This is a genomic window from Dickeya oryzae, assembly GCF_009372235.1.
GTDB classification, from domain to species: domain Bacteria; phylum Pseudomonadota; class Gammaproteobacteria; order Enterobacterales; family Enterobacteriaceae; genus Dickeya; species Dickeya oryzae.
Genome location: NZ_ML762924.1, coordinates 252,866 through 267,143 on the forward strand (window position 1 = coordinate 252,866; position 14,278 = coordinate 267,143).

The following is a 14,278-nucleotide window of genomic DNA, read 5'->3' on the forward strand; positions in this document are numbered from 1 at the left end:
AGACACCGGATGGCGGGGGAAAAATTAGCGGTTCTGCCTGACGACCAACAAGTAAGAGAGTAAAAAAGAGAGAGTCAAGGCAATGAGTACGCCACTGATGGCATAAACGAAGTAAGGGCCAATGTAGGCGGGCAGACTAAATACGCTCGACAGGATATACCCGAACAATCTCACGCCGAAGAAAGCAATGAATGCGGATGCAATCGAACTGGCGATGGTCGCAGACAAAAACGCTTTTTTGTATTTGGTGAGTACGCCGAATAACGCCGGTTCCGTGATACCCAACAGTGCCGAGACGGCGGCAGACAGCACCACCGATTTATCCTGCCGCGCTTTTTCGTAAAAATAGATGGCGAACGTCGATCCAGCAATCGCCATATTGGCCATGCACATCATAGGCATCAGCATGTCGTAGCCTTTCTCGGCAAAGTTCTGCAAGGCGATGGGCGTCATGGCGTGATGCATACCGGTGAGTATCGCTACCGGGCGGATGGCGCCGACGACAAGACCGGCCAGCACAGAGGAGAGATCGAACAGCCCTTGAATCAGCCAGGCGAGCCCTTTACCGAAGTGGATCCCCAATGGGCCGATGATCGTCAGTGAAACTAATGCGGTAATGAACAGCGTCAGCGTTGGGGTAAACACCGTTTTCAGTACGGTCGGCATAATCCGGTCGACTCCCCGATGGATATAACTTAAGGCCAGGATGGAGAATATTACCGGTATAACGCTGGTGGAGTAATTAAACACCGGTATGGGTAACAGGCCGATAAAATAAAACGAGTCGATAGCATTCGGCGCTTTGCTTGACAGCGCTTTCGCCGCATCAATCAGCGAAGGGTACATCATGCAGGCGGCTATTGCTGCGGCCAGATATTCATTGGTTTTGAACATGCGGGCCGCTGAAATAGCCAGAAAGAATGGCAGGAAATAAAAAACGCCGCTGGCGATAAGGTCGATGATGATAACGGTGTCGGTTTTGGTGGGAATCACCTTCAGGGCCAGTAACCCAGCAAGTAACCCTTTTATCATCCCGGCACCGGCGATAGCCGGAACAATCGGGCCGAATACACCGGAAACCGTATCCATGAACAACGACACAATCCCTTTCTTTGTCGCCGGATGCGTAGCCGCTGGCTCAGTGTGTCTGATGGTATTGCCCGACAGGTTTTGCGTCAGCAAAGTGTAATATTCAGCGACTTGTGGGCCGATAATAATTTGAAATTGTTCGCTCTGATATTGTGCGCCTAATATTTCCGGGAGGTTTTTTATCGTGTCGATATTGATATTTTCTTTATTGATGACATCAAAGCGGAGCCGTGTCATACAATGCCAGACCTTATTGATGTTTTCTGCACCGCCCATCATTGTAATAATTGACTGAACAACTTCATTTTTCCCCATAAATAAAACCTCAATGTCATTATTGTGAAAATAACGACTATCGATGATAGTGGCCTGATTTGATAAAAACAAACCAATAAAACATGATGATGGTCACATTTGCCATTTTATTGAGGTGTTTGTGGCATTTTTTTTAAAATTGGTATGGTTTTTAATTCAATAGTGATGGTGTTTTCAGACCAAAAAATAATACCTTTACAAGTCGATTTTAAATAAGTAAAACCCTCTTATCTCATGCCGTTTCGCGCAGTGAAAAGCGTGTTTTCGCCATCGGGAAAATTGCTATCAACACCAGGGAACATGTTTCTGTGACTCCAACGATCATTACTCATATAAAATGTATTATCACTAAACCGGATAGGCATAATCTGGTCACGGTGATAGTGAATACAAATAAAGGTATTACCGGTTATGGCTGCGCGACTTTCCAGCAACGTCCTCTGGCGGTGAAAACACTGGTGGATGAATATCTGTCTCCTCTGTTGGTGGGGAGGGATGCAAACCATATTGAAGATCTTTGGCATTTGATGATGGTCAATGCCTACTGGCGTAATGGCCCTGTTATCAACAATGCGATAGCCGGCGTCGATATGGCGTTATGGGATATTAAAGGCAAGCTGGCGGACATGCCGTTGTATCAATTGCTGGGCGGAAAATCGCGTGATGCGATTGCCATATATACCCATGCCGCCAGCGATACGTTGACCGGCCTGTTCGACGAGGTTGATCGCCATTACGCTGATGGTTATCGGCATATTCGTTGCCAACTGGGTTTTTACGGCGGAACCCCTGCGCAATGGCATGCGACGCGTCAACCGATGCCGGGAGCCTATTACGATCAGGAACAGTACATGGCGAATACGTTGACCATGTTTCGTGCCCTGCGGGAGCGTTACGGCGACAAGTTTCACATTTTGCATGACGTGCATGAGCGGCTATTTCCATCTCAGGCGGTGCAGTTTGCCCGTGCGGTGGAAAGCTACCGGCCTTACTTTATTGAGGATATTCTGCCTCCTGCGCAGAACGGCTGGCTGGCACAAATCCGTGCCCAGACAGCGGTGCCGCTGGCGACAGGGGAGCTGTTCAACAATCCCGCCGAGTGGCAGGAATTGATTATCCATCGGCATATCGATTTTATCCGCTGTCATGTCTCCCAGATCGGCGGTATTTCGCCTGCGTTGAAGCTGGCGGCACTGTGCCAGAATTTTGGCATCCGCCTGGCCTGGCACTGCCCGCCGGATATGACGCCGATTGGTGCGGCGGTGAATTTACACCTCAATATTCACCTGCATAACGCCGCCATTCAGGAATATATCGCGTATCCGGACAACACCCGGCATGTGTTCCCGGATTCACCGAGACCGGAGCAGGGATACTTGTACCCAATAGAACGGGCGGGCATTGGCGTCGAAATGGCGGAAGAGGCGGCGCAGGCGTTCCCGGTAGTCTATCGGCCGCACGAATGGACGCAGAGTCGCCTGCCGGACGGCTCGTTGCATACGCCATAGCCGTTTCGGGAAACGATTGTTCAGGGTGACTGACGGAAGGTTAGGTTGTCCTGATTGAAGGGAATCACGTAGGTACAGGTGTAGTTGATGTCGATGATATCGCTGACTTCGTATACCCGCCCATCTTTCAACATGCCGCGATTGATAATATGCATCGCGGCGATACCTTTCTTGCACTCCAGCAGTTGCGCTTGTACCTGATTTACGTTGACGGCCTGGTAATGGGTTAAAAAGTGAGAAATTTCATAGCCCTTGCCCAGAACGTATTTTTGGATGGATTGCTCTGGAACACGTCTCGTCATATCGGCAAACAGGTCGGCAGGCATTCTGGAGACCTCGATTTGTACCTTTTGATTATCAACGCACCGTAACCGGCAGAATTCCCATAAAAAAATGGCATCGGAAATACCGAACATCTGTTGCTCGTCTCGGGTCGGCAGGCGCTTATGCAAACTGAGCAGGCGGAATGTGATCTGATTAAATTTCTTCTCGGTAACGGAGTTATACACCAGCGGATTGTTGCGAATATCCGGATTGATGTAATTACCCGCGCCCTGCACCAGACGAACGGCACCAATACTGGCCAGCTTTTCCAGCGCCTTGCGGATAGTGAAGCGCGATACACCGTATTCCTCCGCCAGCGTACGCTCCGGCGGTAGTTTTTCCGGCATCTGCTTGCCCGGCAGTGATGCGGTGTGCTGGTAAATTTTGCTCAGCAAGTCCTGAGCAATAAAGTCTTTTTTCTTCATCGAACACCCGGTGAACAGCGCCGCCTGCTCAGCGCGGCGCTGCAAATGTGAACAACGGTATCAATGCTGGCAGAAATGATGCACCAACTGGGTAATCAACGTGCGCGTGGGTTTGATGAATGACATATCGATAAATTCATCTGGCTGATGTGCCTGATTGATCGAGCCGGGGCCGAGTACCAGCGTCGGGCACAGCTCCTGAATGAATGGCGCTTCGGTACAGTAATTCACCACATCGGTCGGTTGCCCTACCAGTTTTTCCACCACCTGCGCCAGTTGATGGTCCGCCGGGCATTCGTAGCCGGGAATCGGCGGATGCAGCTCGCTGATGGTCAGGCGGCCCGGCCAGCACTCACTGACCGGTGCCAGGGCTTCACTCAACAAGCCGTTGAGATCGCTGAGCGTCATGCCGGGCAGTGGGCGGATATCCATGTGCAGGTCGCAGCAGGCGCAAATGCGGTTAGCGGCGTCACCGCCATGAATATGGCCGAAATTCATGGTCGGGTAGGGAATGTGGAATGCCGGATTGTGATAGCGCTCTTTGAGCGTGTTGCGCAGCCCCATCAGTTCAGAGATGGCCTCGTGCATCAGCTCGATGGCGTTAACACCGCGTGACGGGTCGCTGGAATGACCGGACTGGCCCTGAATGCGAACGACATTCGACATGTGGCCTTTGTGGGCGCGTACCGGTTGCAGCGAGGTGGGTTCGCCGATAATCGCGCAATCCGGGCGGATACCGGTCGATTCGGAGAAGTATTTGGCACCCGCCATCGTCGTTTCTTCATCTGCGGTGGCCAGAATGTACAGCGGCTTGGTCAGCTTACTGGCATCCACATCACGCAGCGCATCAAGAATAAAAGCGAAAAAGCCTTTCATGTCGGCGGTGCCGAGCCCGTAGAGCTTATTGTCGTGCTCAGTGAGGGTAAAAGGGTCGCGCGTCCAGCGTCCGTCGTCGAACGGCACGGTATCGGTGTGACCGGCCAGCAGCAGCCCGCCGTTACCTTCACCCAGACGGGCCAACAAATTGAATTTATTAAACGTACCGGGAACCGGCTGCACATCGACATGAAAACCCAGATCGCTAAACCATCCCGCCAACAGATTGATTAAGGTCTCATTGCTTTGATCCAGTGCACGCTCGGTGGCGCTGATGGACGGAGTGGCGATCAATGCCCGGTAGAGCTCCATAAAAGGGGGTAAATTCATCTTCACTGTTGACAGCCTCTGGGTTAGGATAGTATCAATATTCATGCATTTATTGTGAATAAAAATACAATAATGCCAGGCGAAATGAAATCACAAGCTGTGCGGCGAGGCGAGATTGTCGCATAATCGTTTCTTCTGGCTGTTGTGGGTGAACGGCGTGGCCGCGCTGATGAGCCTGCTTACTGTTCCACCTATCTGGCAATAAAGGTATACCGAACTCATGCTGAACACGTTGATCGTTGGTGCAAGTGGCTATACTGGCGCTGAACTGGCCTTGTACCTGAACCGTCACCCACAGATGAACATAACCGCTTTAGCGGTCTCTGCGCAAAGCGTTGATGCGGGAAAACGCATTTCTGACCTGCACCCTCAGCTTAAAGGCATTATCGACTTACCGGTGCAGCCACTGACCGATGTGGCCGAGGCCGCAAAGGGTGTGGATGTGGTGTTTCTGGCCACTGACCACAAGGTGAGCCACGATCTTGCACCGCAATTCCTGAACGCTGGTTGTACCGTGTTCGACCTGTCTGGCGCATTCCGCGTGCAGGATCCTGAATTTTATACCCGTTACTACGGCTTCGAGCACCAGCATACCGACTGGCTGGCGCAGGCGGTGTATGGCCTGGCGGAATGGCAGGCAGAGTCTATCAAGCAAGCGCGGCTTATCGCTGTGCCGGGGTGTTACCCCACCGCGTCTCAACTGGCACTGAAACCGCTGGTGGAAGGCGGTTTGCTGAACCCGAACCAGTGGCCGGTGATTGATGCCACCAGCGGCGTCAGCGGTGCGGGTCGTAAGGCGAGCATGACCAACAGTTTCTGTGAAGTCAGCCTGCAGCCGTACGGCATCTTCAATCATCGCCATCACCCGGAAATCGCCACCCATCTCGGTATTCCGGTGATTTTCACCCCGCATCTGGGCAATTTCCCGCGTGGTATTCTGGCGACGATTACCTGTCGTTTGCAGCCGGGCGTCACCGCGCAGGACGTGGCAGAAGCCTATCATAACGCTTATCACGACAAACCGCTGGTGCGGTTGTATGAGAAAGGCGTACCGGCACTGAAATCGGTAGTCGGACTGCCGTTCTGCGATATCGGCTTTGTGGTGCAAGACGAGCACCTGATCGTGGTCGCTACCGAAGATAACCTGCTCAAAGGTGCGGCGGCGCAGGCGGTACAGTGCATGAACATTCGCTTCGGTTTCCCTGAAACCCAATCCTTACTCTGATGACACCCTGAGGCGCAAAGACCGATGAATCCGTTAATTATCAAATTAGGTGGCGTATTACTGGATAGCGAAGAGGCGCTGGAGCGCCTGTTCACCGCGCTGGTCGCTTACCGTCAACAGCATCAGCGCCCGCTGGTGATCGTTCATGGCGGCGGTTGTCTGGTCGATGACCTGATGAAGAAACTGTCGCTGCCGGTGGTCAAGAAAAATGGCCTGCGTGTGACGCCAGCCGATCAAATCGACATTATTACCGGCGCGCTGGCCGGTTCTGCCAATAAAACCCTGCTGGCCTGGGCGATTCGTCACGGCATCAATGCAGTGGGCCTGAGTCTGGCAGATGGCGGCAGCACCGTGGTAACACAACTGAATGATGAACTGGGCCATGTGGGCAAAGCGCAAGCAGGTTCCCCGGCACTGCTCAACACCCTGCTGAGCGCCGGTTATCTGCCGGTGATCAGCTCCATCGGTATTACCGTTGGCGGTGAACTGATGAACGTTAACGCCGATCAGGCTGCCACCGCGCTGGCACAGACGCTGGGCGCGGATTTGATTCTGCTGTCCGATGTGAGCGGCATTCTGGACGGTAAAGGTCAGCGCATTGCGGAAATGACCGCCGGTAAAGCGGAAGAACTGATCGCTCAGGGCATTATTACCGACGGTATGATCGTTAAAGTGAATGCGGCACTGGACGCGGCGCGTGCGCTGGGTCGTCCGGTCGATATCGCCAGCTGGCGTCATGCCGAGCAGTTACCCATGCTGTTCAACGGCGTGTCTATAGGTACCCGCATTCTGGCGTAATCCGTCAGCATGTCGTACGTGTTCTCCCTGCGTAAATCGCCGGAAGAACACGGCAGTTCAATCACGGGCTGAACGGGAGTCGGCCCGCTTTTATCAGAGAGACCGGGAGTGTAGTTATGGCTTTGTGGGGCGGACGGTTCACGCAGGCGGCAGATACGCGTTTTAAACAATTCAACGATTCACTGCGGTTTGATTACCGTCTGGCGGAGCAGGACATTATCGGGTCCATCGGCTGGTCTAAATCCCTGGTGACGGTAAATGTACTGAGCGCTCAGGAGCAGCAGCAACTGGAGCAGGCACTCAATGCGTTGCTAACCGAGGTGCAGGCGGACCCGGAAGCTATCCTGCAAAGCGATGCAGAAGACATCCACAGCTGGGTAGAGCAGAAACTGATCGAGAAAGTCGGCTCGCTGGGCAAAAAGCTGCACACCGGGCGCAGCCGTAACGACCAGGTGGCGACGGACCTGAAACTGTGGTGCAAGGCGCAGGTGAGCGAGCTGGCGCAGGCGATTCGTCATCTGCGTGCGGCCTTGGTCGCTACCGCCGAAGCGAATCAGGATGCGGTGATGCCGGGCTATACCCACTTGCAACGCGCACAGCCGGTGACCTTCGCTCACTGGTGTCTGGCTTACCATGAAATGCTCGCACGTGATGAGAGCCGTCTTGAGGATACGCTCAAGCGTCTGGACGTCAGCCCTCTGGGTTGCGGCGCGCTGGCGGGCACCGCTTATCCTATCGACCGCGAGCAGTTGGCTGGCTGGTTGGGATTTGCCTCTGCTACCCGCAACAGTCTGGATACGGTCTCTGACCGTGATCACGTACTGGAACTGCTGTCCGATGCGTCTATCGGTATGGTGCATTTGTCGCGCTTTGCCGAAGATTTGATTTTCTTCAACAGCGGTGAAGCGGCGTTTGTCGAGTTGTCTGACCGCGTGACTTCCGGCTCTTCCCTGATGCCGCAGAAGAAAAACCCGGATGCACTGGAGCTTATCCGCGGTAAATGTGGCCGTGTTCAGGGTGCGCTGGCCGGTATGCTGGTGACGCTGAAAGGGCTGCCGCTGGCCTATAACAAAGATATGCAGGAAGACAAGGAAGGGCTGTTCGATGCGCTGGATACCTGGCACGACTGCCTGTTGATGGCGTCACTGGTGCTGGAAGGCATTCAGGTGAAACGTCCGCGCTGCCAGGAAGCGGCACAGCAGGGTTACGCCAACGCGACCGAACTGGCTGATTATCTGGTTGCCAAAGGTGTGCCGTTCCGCGAAGCGCACCACATCGTTGGTGAAGCGGTGGTGGAAGCGATTCGTCAGGGTAAAGCGCTGGAAGCGTTGTCACTGGCGGATCTCAAACAGTTCAGCGCAGTCATCGAAGACGATGTCTATCCGGTGCTGTCGTTGCAGTCCTGTCTGGATAAACGCGCGGCACAGGGCGGGGTGTCGCCGCAGCAAGTCGCACGCGCGATTGCCGACGCGAAGCAACGTCTGGCGTAATCCTGTTTATCGATATTTATCGGTATTTATCGATATCAGAACCGGCCTGCGGGCCGGTTTTGTTTTTTCTATGCTTCTCCTTTTCTGTCTTCGACCTTCTGCTTTCTGATGTCGGCTCGCATTTCCTCGCTATTAGACGGCTTTTCCGGCCGATTTCGCACATAACCTCTGGACAGATATACAGCCTCACTTTACCTTGGCGGGCAGTGGTACTGATAACCTGGGGGCGGTGTGGATATCTCCTTGTTTTATGGCATCGGCGGTGGCGTTGTTGGCCTGTTGTTGGGCTGGCTGGCGGCCAGCTTGCTGCAACAGCAGCGTCAGGCGCGGCATGATACCGAGTTTCGGTTACAGCAGCAGGCGCTGGAACAGACGCGCCAGCAACTGAGCGAAAACCAGCAAGCGCGGCAGCAAGACCAGCAGCGGTTGGATCAACAGGCGCAGGCGTTACATTCGCTACACGCACAACTGGCGGCGGGTGAGGAAAAACTGCGGCAACTGGCAGAGCTACGGGAAGAGTGTGCCCAGCTCAATCAGGAACTGCGTGCATTGCGTGAGGCCAACGGTGCGCAGGAAGCAGAACTGCGTGAAGTCACCATTCGTCTTGAGGAAACCCGGCTGGCGGCGGAGGAGAAGCAGCGGTTGCTGATGAATAGCGAACAGCGTTTATCCACTCAGTTTGAAAACCTCGCCAATCGTATCTTTGAGCAGACCGGACACAAGGTGGACCAGCAAAACCAGCAGAGCATGGAGAAGCTGTTGACGCCATTACGCGAGCAACTGGATGGTTTTCGCCGTCAGGTGCAAGAGAGCTTCGGGGCGGAATCGCGTGAGCGACACACACTGGCGCATGAAATCCGCAATCTACAGCAACTGAATGCCCGCATGGCGCAGGAAGCCATCAACCTCACTAATGCGTTAAAAGGCGACAACAAAACCCAGGGTAATTGGGGCGAAGTGGTGTTGAGCCGGGTACTGGAAAGTTCCGGATTGCGTGAAGGGCATGAATATGACACCCAGGTCAGCGTTCAGACCGCTAGCAATAGCCGCCTGCAACCGGATGTGATTGTGCGGCTGCCACATGGCAAAGATGTGGTTATCGACGCCAAAATGTCGCTGGTGGCTTATGAGCGCTATTTCAACAGCGATAATGAAGCTGAACGAGCGGCAGCCCTGAATGAACATCTGTTGTCTATCCGTAATCACATTCGGTTGCTGGGCAGCAAGGATTACCAACAACTACCGGGGTTGCGTTCTCTCGACTATGTGTTGATGTTTATTCCCGTCGAACCGGCGTTTCTGGTGGCTATCGATCGTCAGCCTGATCTGATCACCGAGGCATTACGTCACAATATTATGCTGGTCAGCCCTACGACTTTACTGGTAGCGTTACGGACGATTAACAATCTCTGGCGTTATGAGCAGCAAAGCCGTAATGCGCAGTTAATCGCCGAACGCGCGTCACGGTTGTACGACAAGCTGCGTTTGTTTGTTGATGATATGGCGTCGCTGGGGCAAGGGCTGGAGAAAGCGCAGGCAGGTTACCGTCAGGCGATGAAAAAACTGGCGTCCGGGCGCGGCAATCTGATAGGTCAGGCCGAAGGATTCCGGGCATTGGGGGTGGAGATCAAGCGGCCAGTCAATGTCCCCATGATGCAAGATGAGCCTTTGACGCCGGATGCGTTGCTCGCATTGTCACAAAACGCGCATGATGATGAGACTGAACACAGTGTAGATGGCATGGATGATGTGCCGAATGGCACAGCGGTATGATGTTGATCAGGTTCAGCGCACAGGGTGGAAAGAAGGGCGGTCGCTTTTGAGCGGGGTCTGGTACACTCTCTATCCATTAATGCTACCCATTAATGGGTAATGCGATCCTGAAGTTGAAGAAGCAGGTGGATAACATGGTAGACGATTCGGATAAGACGACACATTTTGGTTTTCGCACGGTAGCGAAAGATGATAAGGAAGCCATGGTGGCGGATGTTTTTCATTCTGTGGCTGCCAAATATGACCTGATGAATGATCTGATGTCATTTGGTATTCACCGTGTTTGGAAACGGTTTACCATTGAGTGCAGCGGTGTACGCCGTGGCCAGCGCGTGCTGGACCTGGCGGGTGGTACCGGTGATCTGACCGCCAAATTCTCCCGTCTGGTAGGAGATGAAGGCGAAGTGGTGTTGGCGGATATCAATGCGTCAATGCTGAAAGTCGGACGCGAGAAGCTGCGTAATAACGGTGTGGTGGGTAATGTCAGTTATGTGCAGGCCAATGCGGAAGCGTTGCCGTTTCCAGAGAATTTTTTCGATTGCATCACCATTTCCTTCGGATTGCGTAACGTCACCGAGAAAGAGCGAGCGCTGCGTTCTATGTATCGGGTGCTGAAACCCGGTGGCCGCTTGCTGGTGCTCGAGTTCTCAAAACCTACCGTGAAGGTGTTGAGCAAAGTCTACGACGTCTATTCTTTCCACGTGTTGCCCCGTATTGGCGAAATGGTTGCCAGTGATGCCGGTAGCTACCGCTATCTGGCGGAATCCATTCGTATGCATCCCGACCAGGAGACATTAAAAGGGATGATGGTCGATGCCGGTTTTGACAGTGTGGATTACTTCAATCTGACCAGCGGTATCGTGGCGCTGCATCGCGGATTTAAATTCTGAGTTGGATACTCCCATGTTGATAATGCCTGTGTTGACGGCGGCACTGGAAACAGCGCTCAACCAGCTTTTGTTCCGTGACCGGAGTCTGAAAGCCGCCCGTCAGCGTTTGCACGGAAAAACGTTGCGAGTGGATGTGGCGGAATTGGGTACGCCGTTGGTATTGGTTTTTTCCGAATATCGCCTTGATGTGGTGAGTCAGTGGGCAGAGCAGCCAGACTGTTGGTTGCAAACCCGCTTACCGGCATTGATGAAATTGCGCGACCGGCAGCAATTGTCTGCCCTGATGCGCAGTGGTGAATTGGTGCTGGAAGGGGATATTCAGGTGGCGCAGCAGTTTGTCACCTTGCTGGATCTGGCGGAGTTTGACCCGGCAGAATGGCTGTCGCCCTGGCTGGGTGATGTAGTGGCAGAAGGGCTGAGTCAGGCGGCGGGTAAGGTTGCGGGGACGTTGATGCGTTCAACATGCCGCCAGCAGCAGGCGCTGTCGGAAACCGTAACCGAGGAGTGGTGTCTGGCACCCGGCAAGCTGGAAGGACTCTGGTTTGCCGACGAAGTGGACGCGTTGGCGCAAGCGGTGGAGGCACTGTCCGTCAGGCTGGCAAAACTGGAGGGAGCGCCATGACGCCGGGAGAATTGTTGCGGTTGTACCGGATTATCCGGGTATTGCTGAGTTACGGGCTGGATGAGTTGATCCCGCGTATTCCTCTCACCATGCCGCTACGCCTTTGGCGTTGTTTACTGTTCTGGTTACCGAATCGTCACAAAAGTCAGCCACTGGGCGAGCGTCTGCGACTGGCGTTGCAGGAACTGGGTCCCGTGTGGATCAAGTTCGGTCAGATGATGTCCACACGCCGTGATCTCTTTCCTCCGGCCATTGCCGATCAACTGGCGATGCTGCAAGACCAGGTTGAGCCGTTTGATGGCGAACTGGCCCGTCACCAGATTGAAACGTCGATGGGCGGCAAGCTGGAAACCTGGTTTGATGATTTTGACGCTAAGCCGCTGGCATCGGCGTCGATTGCTCAGGTGCATACCGCCAGACTGAAAACCACGGGCAAAGAGATCGTCATCAAAGTCATTCGCCCGGATATATTGCCAGTCATCAAGGCGGACATGCGCCTGATGAATCGGTTAGCTGGCTGGTTACCGCTATTGCTGCCGGATGGTCGTCGCTTACGACCGCGTGAAGTGGTACGCGATTACGAAAAAACACTGCTGGATGAACTGAACCTGCTGCGTGAAGCGGCCAACGCCATCCAGTTGCGGCGAAATTTTGAAAACAGCCCGATGTTGTATATTCCAGAGGTGTACTCCGATTACTGCACCGAACAAGTGCTGGTCATGGAGCGTATCTACGGTATTCCGGTATCGGACATCGATGCATTGAAGCAGCATGGTGTCAACATGCCGTTGCTGGCCGAGCGTGGCGTTCAGGTCTTTTTTACTCAGGTATTCCGCGACAGCTTTTTCCATGCCGATATGCACCCCGGTAATATCTTCATCAGTTATGAACATCCAGAAGATCCGCAGTATATCGGGATTGACTGCGGTATTGTCGGCTCGCTGAATAAAGAAGATAAGCGCTATCTGGCGGAGAACTTTATTGCTTTTTTCAACCGTGACTACCGTCGAGTCGCTGAATTGCACGTAGATTCTGGTTGGGTACCGGCTGAGACCAACGTAGAAGAGTTCGAATTTGCTATCCGTACCGTTTGTGAGCCCATTTTTGAAAAGCCGTTAGCAGAAATTTCTTTCGGTCATGTATTATTGAACCTCTTTAATACGGCGCGTCGCTTCAATATGGAAGTGCAACCCCAGTTGGTGTTGCTCCAGAAGACGTTACTGTACATTGAGGGCGTTGGGCGTCAGCTCTACCCTCAGCTGGATTTGTGGAAGACGGCAAAGCCCTTTCTGGAAACCTGGCTGAAGGATCAAGTCGGCTTGCCTGCCATGTTGCGGGCATTTAAAGAGAAAGCGCCGTTTTGGGCAGAAAAGCTGCCCGAGATTCCTGAATTGTTCTACGACAGTTTACGTCAGCATAAAATGTTGAAGCAGAACATGGAGTTATTGACCGGCGAGTTGCGTTCGCAACGTATCCGTCATGGTCAGGCTCGCTACTTGCTGGGCGTGGGCGCGACGTTGCTGCTGAGCGGGACGATACTGCTGGTGAGTCAGGTCGAAGCGGATATTGTACCGGCTGGCTTGTTCGCTGCTGGTTTCGTGGCCTGGATTATCGGCTGGCGCAGTACTCGCTGAACCCGTTGAATAACGCCTCATCAGTATCCTGACGTTGACTGATGAGCGTGTTACATGAATTCCTTTTGAGTAAAGAGGTAAGCATAGTATGGGCGGTATTAGTATCTGGAATCTATTGATTATCGGGGTGATCGTGGTGTTGTTGTTTGGCACCAATAAGCTGAGAACCCTGGGGTCAGACTTGGGCGCGTCAATCAAAGGTTTCAAGAAAGCAATGAGTGACGATAAGCCTGCTGCCAATGATGACAAGCAACAAGACGCTGACTTTGCGACTAAATCCATTTCGGAGAACAAGCCGCAGACAAGTCAGGAAGAGAAAAGCCACCATAAAGAGCAGGTATAACCGGTGTTTGATATCGGGTTTAGTGAACTGCTGTTGGTGATGGTGATCGGTCTGGTGGTGCTGGGACCTGAACGCTTGCCGATAGCGGTAAAAACGGTGGCCGGGTGGATACGGGCGCTGCGCTCGTTGGCATCGACGGTACAAAATGAACTGGCGCAGGAGATGAAACTGCAGGAATTGCAGGAAAGTCTGAAGAAAGTGGAACAGGCCAGCCAGTTGCAAAATTTGTCGCCGGAATTGAAAGCGTCGATGGATGAGCTGAAAGAGGCCGCCGAAGCGATGAAGCGTCCGCACAGTATCAAGCTGGATAACAGTGATGCGCCAGGGCATGTGCCGCTTGCCGATCCAGAAGCTGCGCATGATGGCGTGCTGGAAGTTGAGCTGAAAGCGCAAAGCCATACGGAGCAGAATGTGAAGCCGGATGTTGCCTCCGTAACTCCTGTTGCGGCTGTTCCGGCTACTGAGCCGACTGCGCAGGCAGAAATACAGGCAGAGACAACGGTGCCGAACGTACCCGTGTCGGCGGTGCCGGTATCGGAAAACGTCAGCCATACTGCCAGCCATACTGAAAGCAAGGCCAAACCTGAGCCGGTGCCGCCCGCTTCTTCCTCTCAACCTTCTGGTGATCGTTAACCT

13 protein-coding genes are annotated in these 14,278 nt (G+C 53.5%); 10 read left to right on the plus strand and 3 right to left on the minus strand.

The features are described from left to right. Positions 1-24: 24 nt before the first annotated feature. The gene (locus tag FAZ14_RS11130; protein ID WP_016943439.1) at positions 25-1,404 is read right to left on the minus strand and encodes a PTS transporter subunit EIIC; all 1,380 of its coding nucleotides are present in this window, start codon (positions 1,402-1,404) and stop codon (positions 25-27) included. Positions 1,405-1,712: 308 nt separating this feature from the next. On the opposite strand from FAZ14_RS11130, the gene FAZ14_RS11135 reads away from it, so the two are divergent. Further along, on the plus strand, positions 1,713-2,912 hold the full coding sequence (locus tag FAZ14_RS11135) for an enolase C-terminal domain-like protein (RefSeq protein WP_029456590.1): 1,200 nt from the start codon (positions 1,713-1,715) through the stop codon (positions 2,910-2,912). 20 nt (positions 2,913-2,932) lie between these two features. Here FAZ14_RS11135 and FAZ14_RS11140 read toward each other — a convergent pair whose 3' ends face one another. Beyond that, positions 2,933-3,661, minus strand: coding sequence for a GntR family transcriptional regulator (locus tag FAZ14_RS11140; protein WP_029456589.1), 729 nt, complete (start codon positions 3,659-3,661; stop codon positions 2,933-2,935). Between the two features lie 60 nt (positions 3,662-3,721). Beyond that, positions 3,722-4,873 (minus strand): acetylornithine deacetylase, encoded by a 1,152-nt coding sequence (argE, locus tag FAZ14_RS11145; protein ID WP_153508530.1) that lies wholly within the window; start codon positions 4,871-4,873, stop codon positions 3,722-3,724. A gap of 214 nt (positions 4,874-5,087) precedes the next feature. Between argE and argC the strand changes: the two genes are divergently transcribed. From argC to tatB, 9 genes are all read left to right on the plus strand, one after another. Continuing rightward, on the plus strand, positions 5,088-6,092 hold the full coding sequence (gene argC, locus FAZ14_RS11150) for an N-acetyl-gamma-glutamyl-phosphate reductase (protein WP_016943435.1): 1,005 nt from the start codon (positions 5,088-5,090) through the stop codon (positions 6,090-6,092). Between the two features lie 24 nt (positions 6,093-6,116). Further along, positions 6,117-6,890 (plus strand): acetylglutamate kinase, encoded by a 774-nt coding sequence (argB, locus tag FAZ14_RS11155; protein ID WP_012882934.1) that lies wholly within the window; start codon positions 6,117-6,119, stop codon positions 6,888-6,890. A gap of 116 nt (positions 6,891-7,006) precedes the next feature. Further along, positions 7,007-8,380 carry an argininosuccinate lyase gene (gene argH / locus FAZ14_RS11160; RefSeq protein WP_153508531.1) on the plus strand — a complete coding sequence of 458 codons (1,374 nt, stop codon included), beginning with the start codon at positions 7,007-7,009 and terminating at the stop codon, positions 8,378-8,380. Positions 8,381-8,611: 231 nt separating this feature from the next. After that, a complete protein-coding gene (rmuC, locus tag FAZ14_RS11165) occupies positions 8,612-10,153 on the plus strand; it encodes a DNA recombination protein RmuC (protein WP_016943433.1) in 1,542 nt (513 codons plus the stop codon). A gap of 134 nt (positions 10,154-10,287) precedes the next feature. Beyond that, the gene (gene ubiE / locus FAZ14_RS11170; protein WP_029456587.1) at positions 10,288-11,043 is read left to right on the plus strand and encodes a bifunctional demethylmenaquinone methyltransferase/2-methoxy-6-polyprenyl-1,4-benzoquinol methylase UbiE; all 756 of its coding nucleotides are present in this window, start codon (positions 10,288-10,290) and stop codon (positions 11,041-11,043) included. A gap of 13 nt (positions 11,044-11,056) precedes the next feature. Further along, a complete protein-coding gene (gene ubiJ, locus FAZ14_RS11175; protein WP_016943431.1) occupies positions 11,057-11,665 on the plus strand; it encodes a ubiquinone biosynthesis protein UbiJ in 609 nt (202 codons plus the stop codon). After that, a complete protein-coding gene (gene ubiB / locus FAZ14_RS11180; protein WP_038925075.1) occupies positions 11,662-13,299 on the plus strand; it encodes a ubiquinone biosynthesis regulatory protein kinase UbiB in 1,638 nt (545 codons plus the stop codon). Before ubiJ ends, ubiB begins: the two co-directional genes overlap by 4 nt. 88 nt (positions 13,300-13,387) lie before the next feature. Continuing rightward, positions 13,388-13,642 carry a Sec-independent protein translocase subunit TatA gene (gene tatA, locus FAZ14_RS11185; RefSeq protein ID WP_016943429.1) on the plus strand — a complete coding sequence of 85 codons (255 nt, stop codon included), beginning with the start codon at positions 13,388-13,390 and terminating at the stop codon, positions 13,640-13,642. 3 nt (positions 13,643-13,645) lie between these two features. Continuing rightward, on the plus strand, positions 13,646-14,275 hold the full coding sequence (tatB, locus tag FAZ14_RS11190) for a Sec-independent protein translocase protein TatB (RefSeq protein WP_016943428.1): 630 nt from the start codon (positions 13,646-13,648) through the stop codon (positions 14,273-14,275). The last annotated feature ends 3 nt before the right edge of the window (positions 14,276-14,278 follow it).